This window comes from Thalassoroseus pseudoceratinae (assembly GCF_011634775.1).
In the GTDB taxonomy this organism is placed as follows: Bacteria; Planctomycetota; Planctomycetia; order Planctomycetales; family Planctomycetaceae; genus Thalassoroseus; species Thalassoroseus pseudoceratinae.
On sequence record NZ_JAALXT010000007.1, the window covers coordinates 246,656 to 265,316 of the forward strand.

General features: G+C 55.9%; 8 protein-coding genes. 6 read left to right on the forward strand and 2 right to left on the reverse strand.

What is annotated here, in order from left to right:
- Positions 1-42 precede the first annotated feature (42 nt).
- On the reverse strand, positions 43-2,556 hold the full coding sequence (locus tag G6R38_RS27895; protein WP_206028703.1) for a DUF1549 and DUF1553 domain-containing protein: 2,514 nt from the start codon (positions 2,554-2,556) through the stop codon (positions 43-45).
- 145 nt (positions 2,557-2,701) lie between these two features.
- A complete protein-coding gene (locus G6R38_RS23510) occupies positions 2,702-3,349 on the reverse strand; it encodes an RNA polymerase sigma factor (protein ID WP_166831230.1) in 648 nt (215 codons plus the stop codon).
- Between the two features lie 262 nt (positions 3,350-3,611).
- Here G6R38_RS23510 and G6R38_RS23515 point away from each other — a divergent pair, with 262 nt between their 5' ends.
- The 6 genes from G6R38_RS23515 (at position 3,612) to G6R38_RS23540 (ending at position 18,652) form a co-directional block, all read left to right on the forward strand.
- Positions 3,612-6,911 carry a DUF1583 domain-containing protein gene (locus tag G6R38_RS23515; RefSeq protein WP_166831231.1) on the forward strand — a complete coding sequence of 1,100 codons (3,300 nt, stop codon included), beginning with the start codon at positions 3,612-3,614 and terminating at the stop codon, positions 6,909-6,911.
- A 56-nt stretch (positions 6,912-6,967) separates the two neighbouring features.
- Positions 6,968-10,285 carry a DUF1583 domain-containing protein gene (locus tag G6R38_RS23520; RefSeq protein ID WP_166831232.1) on the forward strand — a complete coding sequence of 1,106 codons (3,318 nt, stop codon included), beginning with the start codon at positions 6,968-6,970 and terminating at the stop codon, positions 10,283-10,285.
- Positions 10,275-13,613: a DUF1583 domain-containing protein gene (locus G6R38_RS23525; RefSeq protein ID WP_166831233.1), complete on the forward strand. Its 3,339-nt coding sequence runs from the start codon at positions 10,275-10,277 to the stop codon at positions 13,611-13,613. Before G6R38_RS23520 ends, G6R38_RS23525 begins: the two co-directional genes overlap by 11 nt.
- A gap of 70 nt (positions 13,614-13,683) precedes the next feature.
- Positions 13,684-15,705 (forward strand): DUF1583 domain-containing protein, encoded by a 2,022-nt coding sequence (locus G6R38_RS23530; RefSeq protein WP_166831234.1) that lies wholly within the window; start codon positions 13,684-13,686, stop codon positions 15,703-15,705.
- 136 nt (positions 15,706-15,841) lie between these two features.
- The gene (locus tag G6R38_RS23535; RefSeq protein WP_166831235.1) at positions 15,842-16,246 is read left to right on the forward strand and encodes a DUF1499 domain-containing protein; all 405 of its coding nucleotides are present in this window, start codon (positions 15,842-15,844) and stop codon (positions 16,244-16,246) included.
- 138 nt (positions 16,247-16,384) lie between these two features.
- Entirely contained in the window at positions 16,385-18,652 is a 2,268-nt protein-coding gene (locus tag G6R38_RS23540; RefSeq protein ID WP_166831236.1) for a 4Fe-4S binding protein, read from the forward strand.
- The last annotated feature ends 9 nt before the right edge of the window (positions 18,653-18,661 follow it).

The following is an 18,661-nucleotide window of genomic DNA, read 5'->3' on the forward strand; positions in this document are numbered from 1 at the left end:
CGGTTGTCGGTGGTTGATCGGAACTCAGGCTTCATCCAAAACTCAGTGGTTCATGGTGAACTCGGCACTGTTGAGCAGCACCCAGAGGATGTCTGCCAAACCGTCTTTGAGTTCCTGACCGGTGACGTCTTGCGGAACGTACTCTTCGAGGAACTTCCACTCGGTTTCCGTAGGTCGCCGAGAGAGAGTCGCGAGATAGAGCACTTCCACGCGTTGTTTGTTGGTAAAAAATGGGGCATCCAAACTGGCGAGCAATCCGCTGCGAGCCAGACTGGTCGCTCCTTCGATGAGTGTGCCGTTCATCAGCGTGAGAGCTTGCGGAATGCCGGCTTGATATTCCGTTGAACGCCCCGCCGGTGTGCGGAACTGTTCGAGGAATCGTTCGCGTTCGGTGTTGCCGAACCGCAGGACGTTGAATTCGTACGGGTTCTGCGTCGGTGCCGACTCCAAAAGCGTCGCGACGCTGATGCAGTCGTAGACTTGCTCGGCGGTCAGCATCTTGACGTTCATCTGGGCGAACCATTCAAGACGGTCTTCGCTGACATCGTCGGCACCACTTGAGAGACGATACGGTTTCGAGAGGACCATCACGCGGAACAGTTCCCGCAGATCGAAGCCAGAGCCCACAAAGTGACCGGCCAACAGATCGAGTAACTCCCTCGATTTCGGCGGGTGTTGCGTGCCGAAATCGTCCATCGGATCGACAATCCCTTTGCCGAACAAATGCCCCCACACGCGGTTGGCGGTGGCTCGGGCGAAGTACGGATTGTCAGGGCTGGTCAACCAGTCGGCGAGTTGTTTCCGTCGCGGCGGAACTTGTTTGTCGTCGCCGGTCGCCATCGGTTCGTTGTCGAGGAACTTCGGCGGGATCACGGTTTCGAAGATCGGCAGTTGAACTTCGCCATGATCGACATCGGCGACCCGCATCACGCTGGAAACGGTTTCCAACTCGGCGTTCGGTCGCGAGATTTGCGCAAAGAACGCGGCGAATCCCCAGAAGTCTTCCTGCGACCACGGTTCGAACGGATGGTCGTGACATTGGGCACATTCCAACCGCATACCCAGGAATACGCGGGCGGTGCGGGAGGCGAGCTCTTCCGGATTGAGTTTCACCGCCGAATAGAACAACAGCGGTCCGGATTTCGACAACCGACCTTCCGCGAGCAACAAGTCCCGCACGATTTGATCATAGGAATCACCGCTGGCGAACCGGTCAGCGAGCCATTTGTCAAAGGCTTGCACACCCCCGAACGCGGTCAGATCGACGCCCTCGGGAATAAGGAACGTACGCCAAACCGCCGCCATGTGCGAGGCGTGATCGGGGCTGGCAAGCAGCCGATCGACAAGTTGTTCATAACGGTTTAACGAGGTGTCCTTCAGGTACGCTCGGACTTCGTGCACACTGGGCGTGCGTCCGACGAGATCAAGATACACCCGCCGCAACATTTCCTCATCGGTGGCCGACGCGACCGGCTGAACATTTTGAGCATCCCAAAGTTTCACCATTTGGGTGTTCACACGAGTCACGACGTGTTCGGTCGACTCCGTTCGTGACGGAACCGCGTCCCATTTTGCGGGGTCGGTTTGGCTCCAGTCGATGGAAGCCAACACGTCCGGAACGGAATTCGACGGTATCGATGGACTCGCCTTCGTCGTCTCCGTTTTTTTGATCCCGCTATTCGGATTCGTGCCGACGAGGATAGCAGCGTCATTCTGGGCAACAGCCACCGGTCGAACCTGATCGACATCAACCACCGGCAACTCGCGAGGAAATTCCCGATCTCGAATATCAGCAACCGGTTGCGACGAGTATGTCACACGGGAAGAAGGACCCGCGGACCGTGCGGCACTCACTTGGTAGCGGGTTGGCAGATACGTATCGGAATCGAGTTCCAACCGCAGTTCCGAATTGGTGTCGTGCGGCGAATCGAATTCCACGTGCAAAACCAGAACGTCGTTCACTTCTTCGCAACGCTCGCTGACGATCTGCCGTCCCGACGCATTCGAGTCGATATCTCCCAGGAAGAAGCTGACGGCCAATTCCTCGGTGGTGAGTTCGCTCTCCAAACGGGCCCGCTGAATCTGGCCTGTGCCACGTTGTCGGTACAAACGGACTTGATTTTGCACGTCCCAAACCTGTGTGGCTTGCGGGGTGCGTTCACCGAGTTCCCGGTCGGACAGCGACAGCCACCGCAGACCCTCGGCGGTTTCGATTTCCACAACTCCTCTGTCGGCAAGGGCTTCCAACATTTTCGCCCAGGCCGATGGCGTGGAACCGCTGAGCGTGAGCAGACCGACCACCACCACGATTGCCGCCGCCGTCGCCAGCGGTGCGATTCGCAACCACGTGCGACGCGATGCGAATCGCTCCCGCAGTTGACTCATCCGGCTATCCACCAATCGTGGAGACTCGCCCCACTCGGCTTTCACGGTTTGATCAATCCGTTTGAGCAAACTCTGCGGAACCGGCGGAGCCGAGTACGAATCGCCCAGCAACTGTTCCAATTCCGGATCAGCCAATTCGGCGGCATCGAATTTTGAGGGGTCGTATGACATGACCGTCTGACTGTGAAAAGAATGAGTAGTGTTAGTTTTGACCCGGCTTGTTTGTCGGTGTCTTCCGACACGCGGTTCAGATTCTTCTTTCAACAGGTCGTTCTTCGAGCATCGGTGGCAATGAGGCGGCGTGTTGGCACGTGACCTACGTCACTTCTTTCATGGACTCGGTTTGCTCTTGCCCCGACACCTGGGTTCGGTCCGACGAACTATGTCCGTCGCGGGATCGGAGACGACTGGTTTCGTCGTCTTCGTCTTGGGGTTTCAATTTGGCCCGAAGTTCACGACGAGCCCGAAACAAAATGGACTCGGCGGCTTTTTCCGTCACGTCCAATCGCTGTGCGATCTCGCGGACACTGAGCTTTTCGATGTATTTCCACTCCATCGCCAACCGATGCTGCTCGGGCAGGTCGTCCATGGCCCGGCGGACTTCCATACGTTTCTCGACCAAAACTTCCTGAGCAACGGCATCGTCTTCCTCCACATGCGTTCCAGTTTGGCGAGCTTCCTCGATCAAATGTTGAACGCGAGCGGCAGCCCGAAAGTGATCGTTCACCTTGTTCGTCGCCACCGTCCGCAACCAAGCCGACGGACTGTGAATTTCCGTCCCCTTGGCGGCAGCCCTCATGATTGCGAGCACGGACTCACTGACAATATCTTCCGCGAGGTGACGATCCCCGTGCACCCGGAAAAAGACGAATCGCCAGACAGTGGGTACGTAGGTTTCCGTCAGATGATGGATTGCCGCCGGATCGCGTCGACGGAGCGCTGCGACGAATTCGGTATCGTTCAAAACCGGCCTCGTTTCTGTTCAGGTTGGCTGGCGTAAATCAAGTCGCAGGGGTAACACGGAACACGCATTCCATTCCGCAACTTTTTTGTAACAACCTGCCAACATCGAACATAAACCGTTGATAATTAATGATTTAAAATGTTTGAATATTCTGAAACCCGACCGCAAATGAACCAATTTCCACATTTTTGAAAATTGTTCACATGAAAACACCGCTTCCGTGCGTCAATGAGTGGGGAAATTCAGGAACATGATCATTGCTATGCGAACAAAAGTCGACCACACTATTTTCTACCAACTTCGGCTGACGGTCTCCATCGTGGTGTGGGGAGGGATTCTGTTCGCAAACACGGGCTTGGCGGCGGACCGGAGCGATTTGGCGGTTCGGGCGGAGCTTTTCGGCGACGAGAATCTTGACAACAGTTGGGAGCTTCAACGACGAACGGCGAAGATGTCGCCAGTCGAGCGGTATCCGCTGCTGCGAGATGCCGTCTTCCCACCTGAGCGGTCGGTAATTCGCGTGCAGATCGACTTCGCCCCCACCGATCAGCCGGAAACCGGGCCCACCGTCGTGACTCCGGAAGAATCTCTCCATTTGCGGCTCGATCGGCAGTTGATCGCCCCGGTCCGGGAACTCGTCGCATGTGCGCAGGTGCTGAATCGGTTGGATGAACTGGAAGCGTTGGTCGCCACGCGTCGGAAAGCTGATCCGTCTCAGGTGAAAGAAGCCCTGACCGTAGAAATTCTGATCGCCATCGCCCGACAGGAGTTTGAACGAACGCGGGATTTGTTGGTCACGTTCTACAACGAAGTTTCCACCACTCCCGTGATGCATGCCGAACGCGGTCCGGAAACCGTAGTGCTATGGTCCGCCGCGCGAATGCCGGAATTGCGTCAGAACATTGCTGACTTGGTATTCCAGGTTTACGAGCAAGCTCGAAATGGACAAGGTCCCCGCAGTGAGCGTTGGCATCGGCAAGTTTATGCGATGAAGTACCTGCTTCAGTGGGATCTGCAGGATGAAACAACGATCGCGGCGGCGAATCCACCGGGCGAGAACCCGCTCGATGCCTGGATTCCCGTGTCTCGTGCCATCGCCGGGAATGTTGCCAAAGGGTTTCCGCATGCGAATTGGATTCGTCGTCCCGGTTTGGTCGCCCACGTCGGCGGACATGACCGCGATTACCTCTGCTACCGCACGCCCTTGCTCGGCGACTTCGTCGTGGAAGCCGACATCAGCGCGTTCAACTACCGCGATACTCGACTCGGATACGGCGGAACCTGGGCGGGACCGGGGTACGATCACACCAGCATTCTCAATGGGCATTTCGATGACGATCGCCCCAGCATGACTCTCAAGCCGCGTCTCGACGAAATCAGCGAACCGATGCGGGTCCGCTTGGTCGTGCGAAACGGCGAGCGAATCACGGAAGTCAACGGTCGTGAAGTGTTTCGAGCCGACGTTTCCCAGAGTAATCCTTGGGTAACGATCATGGGGTATTGGTACACCCATGGTTGGGTCAAGAATTTGCGAATTCTCGGCGATCCCGTCATTCCCGAGGAAATCGAACTCCTCAGCGATGATCGACTGCTCGGCTGGCTATCGTATTACGATGAATCCATTGGCCAAAGTGACAGCGATTGGCGGTTGGTCGATGCGAGCAAATTCGGTGACGCCACCGCCAACGGTAAGATTCTGCAAGGCGATTGTGATCCCGAGAACCGGGGTTCCTTTCAAGAGAGTTTGCTGCGGTATCATCGGCCGATGATCGAGGACGGCACGATTTCGTATGAGTTTTTCTACGAAGCCGATCGGTTCGCCATCCATCCGGCACTTGATCGGACGGCCTTCCTGATTCATCCCGAAGGCGTGTCGCTGCATACGATCGGTGATTGGCCCTACGACCGCACCGGTCTCGATCCGGCAAACGCCACGTTGGTCAACAGCATCGAAAATGTGAGCGGTACACTGCCATTGAAACCCAGAGCGTGGAACCGGTTAGAGTTCACAACCGTCGGCCAAGTGGTTTCCATTCGACTCAATGGAACACCGATTTTCAAACACACGTTGAGCGAATCCAACCGACGAAAATTCGGGCTGTTCCACTACGCCGACCAAACCGAAGCCCGCGTGCGGAACATTCGTTGGCGAGGCGATTGGCCCCAAGAAATTCCCGCACCTACTGAACAGCAATTGGCTAACGATCACGTTGAAAAACTTCTCGCCAAACTCGATCTGCCGAAGACCTTTCGACACGATTTTGCAAATGGTCTGCCGGTTGAACGATTCTTGATGAAGGGCGAAGGTTGGCAGAAAAACTCGATGCAGCTCGACGACGGACTTCAACTCGTTCGCCCCGGACTTAACTCGTACGTGCGGTACGAGATTATCCCGCATCTGCAATTGAGCGGTGATTTCGACATCGTCGCGGAGTTCGAGGGGTTCGATGCGTCCATTACCGAAGGTGGCGACGGCAACATTCAGTTGTTCGTTGGGTTCGAGGACCTCAGCGAATGCCGGTTCTATCGCAAGTTTTCACGGTTCGAGAAGAAAGAACTCGGCCAGCAAATCATTCAAGCGGCTTACTTCTATCTTAGAAACGGCGAACGCCAATACGCATTCCCCAAGAAAACTAGTGACGCAACCAACGCCGGCAAACTTCGGTTCGTTCGCATCGGGGATCGCATGCACTATCTGTTCGCGGCAGAGAACTCCGAAAATTATCGTCTGTTGTACACCGAAACCGTACCGACCGCATCCACACGCCCATCCGATTTTCGCTTGATCTTGGAGACCACGAAACCCGGGCAAGCTCAGGTGGTTTGGAAGTCGTTAACGGTGCGAGCCGAGGAACTAACCGGAGCGGCGTTGCATTCGGTGCCAAGCATCCAGGAACTCGACGAGCACCGGAAAACTTTGCAAGACAAACACACACTCGACCTAAGCGATGCTGAAACTGTCCGCCGGATTCCGCGTTGGGGTTCGCCGGGACGGTATGAAGTCGGTGACGACGGTTTGACGATCACGCAACCCGGTTTCGCAAGTTGGCGTGGCTCGGGTTTGAGTCTGCCGTTCGTCGTGTCCGGAGACTTCGACTACACCGTCGAACTGGATGTGCAAAAGATCGAAGCGGCCCGACCGGGTGGTGAATGCACGGCGTATTTGGAAGTTGTGCTGTCCGATCCCGAAGCAACGCTCATTCAATCGAAATTCGCGATCTCCAGTACGGGATACAAAGCGGGCGAACTTCAAGTTCGACATCCCAAAGGCAACGAACACGAGTACCAAGAACTCGCCAGCGTCCCATTCGAGCAGGTGCATCAATTGCGAATCGTCCGCCGCGGTATGATTGCGTATTTCCTCTTCCAAGAAACCGTCGAAAGTCAGCCGGTGTTGTTGGGGTTGCTTGAAGTTCCTCCGCATCCGGTGAAACTGGGTAATCTCCGCACCATCGTCCACACCGGAGGAGCGGATCGCGAAACCGTTGTGCTGTTGAAGTCCGCAACGATCGCCGCCGATCGGTTGGAGAGCCCCGTTGTTCCAGTCCAAGGGAATCGTTGAAGCCTCGCAAGCTTTTCGATTTCGAATGTCCCACACATCGCGGGAGTTGAGATTTCATGCTTCGAATTCTGCGTTCTATTGGCTTGGGGCTCGGGCTGTGCATCACTCCGCTGGCGTTTGCGGACGAACCGGAAAATGCGACACGCGCGGACACAAATGCCCTTCACACGTTGTTCGGTGAAGACGTGTTGGCCTCCAACGTGCAGCAGACGCAAGTCGAAGCCGCGGGTCGCTCGCCGCAGGAGCGGTTTGAATACCTCAAGAATTCCGTTCTGCCACCGGAACGTCCGCACGCTTTCCGTGTTATCGGTCGATTCCTGACCACGCACCCGGCCGACGAAATACAAACCTATCCGCATCGAGCCCGCAAGAGCTTGTGGAAACCGGCGTCCGCAGACGAGCCGATCCGCAACGATCATGGCGGTGTCATCGTTTCGCCGGTGTTGGATCTAATCGAAACCGCTCGCGAGTTGGATCGGTTAACGGAACTCGAAAACGCGATCAAATCACGATCCGCCGAAACCGCTGATGAACACCGCGATCGCTTGGCGTTGCTCTTTTTGACGGCTCTGGCTGGAAACGATATTCCGGCTGTCACCGCGGCGTTCGATGCCTTCATTCCCTACGCCGCGATGGTGCCCGACGAACGCGGTGCCGACCGTTGGCCGGAAGTGCTCATCTTGCAGCAGGGGTTAGCGAACTCGGAAACCCGGCTGATGGTCGGGGAATGGGCGATGAACGAATTCGTCAAGCTCTTCGAATATTCGCCCCAATTCGGTTTGGATGTGATGAATGATCACTTCCGATCCCTGACCGGACATTACGGTGGTCTGCGACACAACAAAACGGCTTCGCCGCTGCCGAATTGGACAGTCGACTCCTACCTCGATTCATCGACCCGCGGACATGGCAGACCGACCGCGTGTTGGCAACAACGCGGACACGAATTGCACAAGATTTCCGGGCACGAGTCGGATTACTTGACGTACCGAATCCCGCTGCGAGGGAACTATCAAATCGAATGCGATTACACGACCGGCTCGCGGAGCCACGGTGGGTTTGTCGTGGCGGGTCGGCGGTTGGAGATGTATTTCCACAATTCGCGGCTCAAACACGGGAATTACCGCAAGGACTATGAAGTCACGAAGATCACGCCCAAAATGGCGAGCGGTCGTTGGGGACGGTTCCGAGCCGTGATCGACGATCGGCACTTGCAGGCGTTTTTCAACGGTCGGCTGGTTCACGAGGAAATTCTGCCGGTCGAACATAATCCTTGGTTCACGTTTCGTTCCTGGCGGCGTTCGCATCCCGTGATGAAAGACCTTCGCATTACCGGAACGCCAACGATTCCCGACCAAATCCTTCTCACCGCCGAAGCCGAAATGCCAGGTTGGGTGCCGTATTACGAACGCGGCTTCGGTGCGAACCAAGGGTTTTGGTCGGCGAAGACGGATGAGACCGGAACGGTCGTTGTGCAGGGGTATCCTCGTTTCGATGTTCGTGGCGAAGGCATGGAAAAGTGGCTGCGTTACCACCGCCCGATGATCGAAGACGGCACGATCGAATACGAATTTTTCTATCAGAAAGACCTCGTCGGTGTGTATCCGGCTTTGGGGCGGTTAGCGTTTCTGTTGAAACCGGACGGCGTTCACACGCATTGGATCACCGATGGCCGTCACGAAACGACCGGACTCGATCCATTCAACGCCGACTTCAATCCCGAATTCCAACGCGGACCGAACGAGTTGCCACTTCACGAAGACGCTTGGAATCGGTTGCAACTTTCGATCGAAGGCCGGACGGTGCGGTTGACCTTAAACGGAGAGTTCATCTTCGAACGCCCCTTGGAAGCCACGAATCAACGGGTGTTCGGTTTGTTCCATTACGCGGATTTGACGGAGGCGCTTGTCAAGAATGTGGTGTGGCGAGGCGATTGGCCCAAGACACTGCCAGAACAAGAACTCGCCGATCCGGTACTGGTGGAACTGGATCGCTCCGCCGAGGAACTGCCCGATGTCTGGCGGCATGATTTCAAGAATGGCATTCCGGCCGATTGGTTCGATAGCAACGGCGACTCCACCGCGATCAAACAAACTGAGACGGGAATCGCCACGTCACGTACCGGCAGCGATGGTTTCAAAGAGTTGCTCGCTTGCGTGGAATTCGCCGGCGACTTTGACGTGAGCATTCGGTTCGAGGATTTTTCGTCGATCCAGCCCGCCGGTGAGAAATCGTTCCGCAGCGGATTGGCGTTGAAAGTCATCACCGACACGGCCAGCGAGACATCCGCCACAGTTTACCGACGTCTCGATTGGGACGGCCACAAAGTCGCATGTGCCCGAATCGAAAGAAAAGCCGACGGACGACTGCACTATCAGACCGATCGGGCCGACGAGTTTTGCTCATCCGGTCAATTGCGACTCGCCCGACGCGGAGACCAACTGTACTCGCTGTATGCCGAGGGTGATTCGCCGAACTTTCGCATCATCGATCAAGTCGAGTTCCCGACCGCTCCCGTTCGTGTGCGGGGGCTGAAGTTCCTGCTGCAAGCGGACAAGCCGCAGGTGAAAACAGACGCAACTTGGAATGAACTGACCATCCGAGCCGACCGAATTTACGGCGGACCGATCGAGAACCAACGTGCCATCGCGGATCGACTCAACCAGCAACGGAACGACGCCACGGTTCGAGTCATCGATTTCACGTCATTGGCCCAAGCCAGTAATCAGGTCACCATTCCAGGACTATCCGTGATGACCACGACCACCGCGGACGGAGACCGTTGGCAAGTCGAAGCCACCGGATTCCGACCTGGTGACCTCCCATACAAAACGATTGCCCTGCCACGGGGAACGGTCGATGTGGATTTGGCTTTGGATATTCACGACATCGAAACCGGCCCCCAACCCGAAAATCGAACCGAAGTCGGTTTGGAACTCTATCTACCTGTCGCAAACTTTTCGCCGGATGACGTAGGCCCGTTCGATGAGATCCAAGGCCATCCGTACAAAATCACCTGGATGTTCCGCACGAAGGGGAACGGCCGGGTTTGGTTGATTTCGCGGGCTGTGTCTCGAAATCTCGTTGGGAAGCCGGTTTATTTGCCGATTCGATCGGTGCCCGTCGAGTCGCCTGATCACTTGCGATTCGTCATCGACCGTGGAACGTTGTACTTCCTGTACTCTGAAGCGGATTCCGAAGATTGGCATGTGCAGGCGGCATTGAAAATTCGCCGAGACGATTTCTCCTCGGGAACTGCCGCCGCCTATGCCTACGCAAACACATCGAAATGGGCGACCGACGTCACTTGGAAGACGTTGACAATCGCGACAAACGACAACGAACCCACGCTAGAGGTCCGTGATGAACCCTAAACGGCGATGGATTTTTTTTCTGTGTGCGGGCGTGTTGGGTCAGGCAATCGTTCTCGATTCGTTGACGGCCAGTGACGCATCGGCCATCAGCGAGATTTTCGCGGATCAACACACACCGGAATCCGCGTGGACGGTGCACCAGCGAGTTGCAAAGTTGACGGCAGAGGAGCGGTTCGAGTTTCTCACGAATTGGATTCTTCCCGGCGACACCCACGACACGTGGCGATTGCAAATCGGGTTCACACCGACCAATCCGCCGCCAAATCCTTCCGACCTCGAATCGTCGGAGGTATCGGGCAAGCGGGTTGTCACGGGCGGGCAATTGGTGTCGCCGGTGTTCGATTGGCTGGAGACGGCCCGCGAACTCGGAAAACTTGATGCAGTCATCAAGCAAGTTCGTGCCATCCCGATTGATGACGGTTCCGAACATCGTATTTCCCAACTGGCGGTCGTGATGCTTGCGGAGTGGTATCGTGGCAACACCACCGCTTTCGCGGATTCTCTGAATCAATTCATCAAGGTCACTCCCGTCAATCTGAATGACGGCCCGAGCGATGCGGAATGGTTGGTCTACGAGCATTGTGTGCGTCACGGTCTTCATCGGAACGATGTTGCTCATGCCGTCTATCGGTATTTTTCCTGGACACGCACGAACTACGCATTGTCGGTCAAGCAGCAACAGTGGAATCGGCTGATTGGAATGACACGCCGAACCATCGTGGAAACTTTGCCCGAAGACGAGCAGCCGAAAGTTCACTCCCTGGGTCATTGGATACCGGCCAGCCGAATGTCCGCCCGCGTCAATGCGGAAGGCCGACCACCGGCGGTGTGGGACGTGCATCACGGTCATGCCGAGAACCTGGTGAGTTATCAACACGACTTCCTGTACTACGCAATTCCGCTGCAAGGGACGTTTGAAATCCATTGGGAGGCCCAAGTTTTCGACTGGCAAGATACGCATCTTCTGGTCGGCAGACGTTGGGTGTTTCCGTCCTATAAGATGGATGAATATGAAATCGGAAATTACCGCGTGCGGTTCAGCAATCGGAAGCTCTCACGAAAGCTCACCAAGGCCCGCAATTGGTTCCGGATGCGAGTTGCAGTCGAGGGCAACACGGTCACGACGTATGTGAACGGTCTGGAAGTTCATCGCGAAGTCACCAACTACGAGATCTCGCCTTGGATCGCGATTCGTAGCGACAACCGACGAGACGGCTGTATTCGGAACTTGCGAATCATCGGCAACCCCACGATCCCGGACCGAATTCCCCTTCTGACCGGTTCGGACCTGAGTAGTTGGTCGTCGTACTTCGATGTGCCGGTTGGTCAGGAATCAGGTGGTTGGATTCAACAAGATGGCATGTTGAAATCCGACATGACCGCCTTGCCCGATCATCACGTCGAACGCCTGCTTCAGTATCAACGTCCGATGTGTGAGGATGGCGTGATCGACTACGAGTTCTATTACACGCCCGGTCAATATCAGACGCACCCGGCGATCGGCCAACTGGCGTTTCTGTTGGAACCGGAGGGCGTGAAACTCCATCGCGTGACAAATGGACGATACGAGCGGACCGAACTTGATCCCGCGAATGTGTCGGTCGAACCCGCCAACCAAATCGGTGGGAACTTGCCGTTAAAACCGGCGGAGTGGAATCGAATGCGGGTCGAACTTCAAGGCGACACGCTCACCCTCACTTTGAACGACGAACCAATCTATCGTCATCAATTAGCCGCGACGAACTCCCGCACGTTCGGCTACTTTCAGTTTATCGATCGTTCCCAAGTGATCGTCCGCAATGCGGTGCATCGTGGCGACTGGCCTCGAAAACTGCCTGAACTTTCCGAGCAGGAAATGGCGATCGAGGAATACGACCCATTCGATGGCAAAACCGAACACCTCACGGATACGTTTCAAATCAACTTCGCCAACAACCCCTGGTGGTACTCGAAGTTCCAAACCTACCGCGGGCATGGCATCCGCGATACGGAGGTGACCGATCGCGGTTTGGTGGCGGTGCAATCGTCTGAGAAAGGATATCGCGGAACGTCAATCAGTCCGAAACTGAAGCTCAAGGGAGATTTTAACATCGTCGCGGAGTTCGAAGACTTCCAAGCCACCACAACCCCCGGCGGAAATTCCACGCTCTATTTGATCGTGTATTTCGACACCCCCGAGAACGACGAACATTCCGTCACCCGTCGGCAGATCCACGACGCGGATGGGAACACTCGTCATCAATGCCAATGCATCGTCGTGCAAAATTCCCCGAAGGCGAAGCGACGGAATCATTTTTCGAATACGCCCATGGAGGAACACGCCGGGAAACTTCGATTGACCCGCACAGGCAACACATTGACTTACTTCACCGCCGAGGGCGATTCCCCGTTTTTCGATTTCCGAGGCAAGATCGAAGCCCTGAACGATCGGGCTGATGTGAGAGAGATCCGCTTGGTCGCCCAGATTCTTGACAAGGGACACGTGCATGTGGTTTGGAAGTCGTTGTCGATCCAGGCGGAGAACATCACCGGCGATGCCCTCGAAACGATTTCGACAGACGTCACTCAACTCGACAAACAACGTGAGAAATTGCCGGACGAGTTCTCGCATGACTTTACGAAATCCCCACCAACGACCAACTTCGCGGTGCGGTCGCAAACGCCGACATGGAATCCGCAGGACAACGGTTGGCGCATTTCCGCGGTTGGTGGACGAAGTTGGTTGGCGACCGGGTTCCAAACAGACACGCAAATCGAAGGTGACTTCGATCTGTCCGCGAATTTCGAGGTCCGCAAAATCCCGAAACACAAAAACACGGACCTCAGCGCTGTTTATCTCCAAATCGAACTGCCCACGGATAACTCCGACCAAATCAACGCCCTCTTCGAGAACGCTCAAGGAGGGGAATCGGTTCGATTCCAACTTGGCGAATTAGGCGAGGACGTCAACGCCAAGCGAAATTATTCGTTGCACGGTCTCATCCCGCTGAAGGATATCACCGGTCTGCGAATTTGCCGGTACGGTACGCGACTCGTGGTGCTCGCGAAGTCCAAACGCTTCGACACCGATGTGTATGTTGGTGAGAGAAAGGTCACCGACGGCCCGATTCCACCGTTCCACATTCGTTATATGGTCCATACGCGTGGGGAAGGATTGGAAACGGTCGTGCTGTTGAAGTCGATTGATTTTCGGGCGGAGAAAATTGTGGCCCTCGATGAAACTCCGCGTCCGTTGCCACCGCAACCAAACATGCCCATCAGACCACAGCCGATCAAACCGCCGCCGAGGAAATCCCTGTTCGACACGTTGCGTGATCTTTTCCGCTAGACCCTCTGGCAGTCTTTTGTGTCCACGGTGAACGCGAATTGAATCCCCGTAGAATTGGAAAGCCGAGTCGATGAAGTCACCCGTATTTTTGCTGCTGACCGGTCTGGTCTTTGCCGTCGGTTTTGTGAATTCTCAACGGTTGCCCGCACAGGAATCCGACGATGCTCAAGCCGTCGTGCGGACGCAATCGCAGGCTATTCTCACGCAGCTTCGACAAGACGACATCGAACCGGCGTTGGACGCGTTTGGTGAACTGGTCGATTCGTCGGATGTTGCCACTCTCGATGGTGTCTCGGTCTTGCCCGCGGTGTTGGGGGGATTAGCCCGCGAACTTGCGCAACTCGACGAGCAAGAGCGTTACGATGTCCTCCTGAAATGGACGTTGCCGACCGAATCACGGAACAGCGTGCGATTAGTCACGCTTACCGTTCCGCAATCGGCACCGCCGAAAGATTTTGCCCGTGAGATCGGCGAACGGGCCCGCGACGAAACATTCGCCGTCCCACAGATGAATGGTCTACCAGGTCTGTTTTGCACAGGGTGGATGCTCGCGAGAACGGCGGACGAACTTGGGCAACTCAGCCGTCTGCAATTAACGCTCGATGAACTCGCCGACGAAAACATTCCCGGTGCGAAACCGATGGCGTTGCTGGCGAAGCTCGCGGACAATCGGGTAAATGCCGAGCCATTGAAAACGCAATGGGAGCAACTTCTTCAGTCCGAAACCGTATCGACGCAGGTGGCCATCGCACTCGCGGCACTTCAGCACGACGAGCTTCATGAGTTCGCCGAGCGTTCACTCAAACCGCTCGCGTTTTCACCGAACGCAACAGATTCCCGACCATTTCATCGGTTGGCACATGCGGTCGCGGTGCAGCATCACCGTGGTGTGTCCGAACCGGAAGTTCTCTTTCAGAATCGGCTCAAATACTGGGTGCCGGTTTCCGGGGCAACGGCAGTCACAAACGCGTTCGGTGGTGCACCGAGCGTTTGGTTGACCCATGAGGAACACATCATGCACCTCGCCGGAACCGGTAGCGATGTGCTGTTCTTCAAGTATCCGCTGACCGGTCGATTTGAGTTCACCTGTGAAACGCAAGAGGGCGGCGATATTGGCACCGATGGCGGTCTGGTGTATGGCGGTTTGCAATTCGAGGCGATTGGACGAGAGAACATTTTGAACGTCTGGAATGCCGACCAGTGGCAACTAACGCGACAGCCCAACCATTTCACCCGACATGAATCCACACCGACATTCAACCGCGTGACAATTCGGCGATCGCAATCCGGTCCGCAATTCCTCGCGAACTTGCATCCCGTATGGACGGACTCCGTCGCGACTGAGGCGAGTCCGTGGTTAGGGCTGAGAAGTTTCGCGAACAAACGACCGGTCTTTCGCAACTTCCGTTTTCGGGGAAAACCCGAGATCCCACGTCAGGTGGAGATGCTGCAAGGGGACACGCTTCGCGGTTGGCAAACGTCATTCTATGAGGAATCGCAACCGCACTTTGCTCCGTCGGAAGACGTTGAAGAACCACCAGCCGATTGGCGGATGACCGGCGGCGTTCTCGAAGCGACTCAAACCGAAGACGCGGGCTCACTCGGATCGCAAAGCGTGATTCGTTACCACCGTCCGTTGTTGGATGGCGAATCCGTGACGTACGAATTCTTCTATCAAGCCGACCAGTTCGAAGCTCACCCTGTGTTGGGTCGGATGGCGTTTCTTTTGGAACCGCGTGGTGTTCGCGTTCACTGGTTAACCGCCGGACCGTACGAATGGACCGGCCTCGCCGAAGACAACGCCTTGCTCGAACCGTTCAACCGTCGAGGCCCGCGTCCGCTGCCATTGAAAGAAGATGACTGGAACACGGTCCGCCTTGAACGAAAGAACGATCGCATCACGCTCTCGCTGAACAACGAAACCATCTATCAACGCGGTTTGGATTTCACCGGCGACCTGCAATTCGGCATCTACCGAAACCGCACGAAATCTTCCGTCCGCATGCGGAATGCAATTCTTCAAGGAGATTGGCCCGAGGAGTTCCCGCAAGAATTGCTCGACAACCCCGAACAAATCACCGCCACCGAGTAACCGCCGCCGCGTCAAAATACCGTCGAAAGTGTGCCACGGCTCTGTGAGCTGTGCTGAGCGACAGCTTGTTGCCAATGGCACACGACGAATGCTACAACTTCCTGCGGTTTCGTTCTCGCAGGGAGTATATTCGACGATGGGCTTATTCACCGGGAAACGTCCTGAACTCGGCGTGCACGACGGACGCCTCAAACCGTGTCCGTCTTCGCCGAACTGTGTGTGTTCTTACGCCACGCCGGAGGACAAGCAACACCACATCGACCCGCTGCCGCTGTTGGGTTCGGTGGACGAATCGCTTGCCCAGCTCGTACGTGTGCTGGAAGACCGCAGCGATGCCGAAATCATCGAACGCACCGATCGCTACATCCGGGTCGAATTCACAACCCGACTGCTCCGTTTCGTGGACGATGTGGAATTTTTGATCGACGAAGCGGCGGGCGTCATTCAAGTTCGCTCCGCCTCACGACTGGGGCATTCCGATCTCGGCGCCAACCGCAAACGAATTGAGACCTTGCGGAAACAGTGGACAAAGTTGGTTTGACTCTTGCGACTTTTGATGGGTCGGGTACACTGACGGTCGCTCTTAACATCAAAGACGGACACGATCTGTGAGCCGTCGATGCAACTCAATCGGCCCAATTTGACATTCAAACGAACGCCCTAGAACGGAGTTTCTATCGTGGCTCAGCAGAGCATGTTACCGGCGGCGTTGCAGGAAGTAACCGAGCCGCTGCAAGACGGCGACGAACTGCTGACGGCGGACGAACTCAATACACTCTCGCTATTCACGGCGATGAAAAAGGGCGGCCCCGATTTTCGTCGCTTCCCCAGCACAACCGCGCTTCGGTTCTGCCCGCAGGGACGCATCATCTGTGAACAAGGGCAAGCTGGGGCGACTGCATACTACATTCTGACCACCGAAGACGTCATCGCGCTGCGTGAGAAACAACTGGAGTCGATCGACACCACCATCCGCGCCCAGGCGGAGCAGGGCACGGAACTCGAATTGCATCCGTATTTTCTCCGGATGACCCCACGCGAGTTGGAACGCCGACGACAGGAAATCGTCGACGAGATCACATTGCTCAAAAGTCGCCTGGAAGAACTGCCACCGGTCGAGAACGAGGATGGTCCACAGCGTCAGACCGCAACGGCTCACCTGTTGGTCAACTTCGAGCCAGACCAACCCAAACGCGGTTTGCTTCATCGACTCAAGGCGGCTTTGAAAGGTGGCGGGAGTCGGTTGCGGCAGTCGATTCCGAAGTTCATTCCGATCGACGCACCAACAGACATCAACTCGCAAACCCTTCGGGGGCCGCTCCACGAAGGCGAGTTGATGGGCGAAATGAGTTGCATGAACCGGGCTCCCCGGTCCGCAACGGTGGTCGCCGACCGCGACTGCTACATGCTGGAGATGCTCCGCAATGTGCTGGACATGCTCCACAAAGACCCAGCCTACAAGAAACGCATGGATGACAGCTATCGCAAACGCGTGCTGGAAACCCACGTGCGGCGGTTGTCCATTTTCGATGAAATGACCGACGAGCAATTCGCTCGGCTCAAAGAAGGCATCGAACTGGTCGAATACGAATCCGGAGCTACCATCCTCGAAGAGCGGGCCGATTCCGATTCGTTTTACATCATCCGTAGCGGTTTGGTGAAGGTCATCAAGAACGCCTGGTACGCGTTCCAACCAGATGAGTTTACCTCCGATCATTGGAAAAGCCTCGCCGACGAATTGGCGGAGAAATCCAGCGATGTCGTCGATTTGCGTGAAGCGGTATTCAAGAAGTTTTCGCCAGAGATTCAAAAGGCGATTCAAGCGAAATCGCTGACAACCGAACAACAAGCGGAAGCCCGCAAAACACTCAACGATCTTGTCCGCAACTCGAAGATCTACACGAAGCTCGGAAAAACGCGGAAGGAAGTTCTCGAAGTTGTTCACGGGCCGGCACTCGAAACCACGATCGCTGAGTATCCTCGCGACACAAAGAAGTGGTCGGAGTTGGAATATCGCACCTTTCACCGGGCGTTCTTGGAACACATCTTCCCCAAAGGCGTGCCGATGCGGTTGGAATCCGCCGGTCCGCGACGAACATTGGCCTACCTCGGGCGGGGCGATTTCTTCGGCGAGATGGCGGTCTTCCGGAATCAACCTTGCGGAGCCACGTGCATTGCGTATGACCACCCCGACAGCGGTTATCAACAACGCATTCCCGATGGTCGAATGGGAGCGATTCCGTCACGGGTGGAACTCATTCGCATTCGCCGGGACCTGATCGAACAAATCCGCAATGAATCTCCCGTGATGCACGAGCGGATTCAAGAAGAGATCATCCGCCGGGAACAGAGCGCTCAAGCAACCGTTGGTGATTTCGACGAAGCGGGAACCATCCCGCAAAGTCGTGAGTTTGACCAACTCGGTTTGGTGCAGGGTCAAAAGCTCATGCTGATCGACCTGGAAAAATGCACCCGCTGTAATGCCTGTGTGGAAGCATGCGTGTCGGCTCATGACGACGGTCGCACGCGGCTGTATTTGGACGGCCCACGATACGAAAACTACTTGGTGCCGATCACCTGTCGGAAGTGTCTCGATCCGGTGTGCATGATCGGTTGCCCCGTTGGTTCGATTAACCGAGGCTCAAACGGCGAGATTGTGATTCGGGATTGGTGCATTGGTTGCCGAATGTGTGCCGAGCAATGCCCCTATGGTTCGATTCAAATGAACGAACTCCGCAATCCGATCCAACTTTCGGCGGAACAGAAGGCCATTCTGGGCGAGGAAACAACGTTTAAATCCGTCGGCGAACAGGCGGTTGTGTGTGATCTGTGCAGCAACGTACCCGGTCAGAAACCGTCGTGCGTGTATGCGTGTCCGCACGATGCCGCAATTCGAGTCCATGCGCAAACGTTCTTCATGAAGCCGGCCACCGATAGCCGGGCATGATCTTGAGGA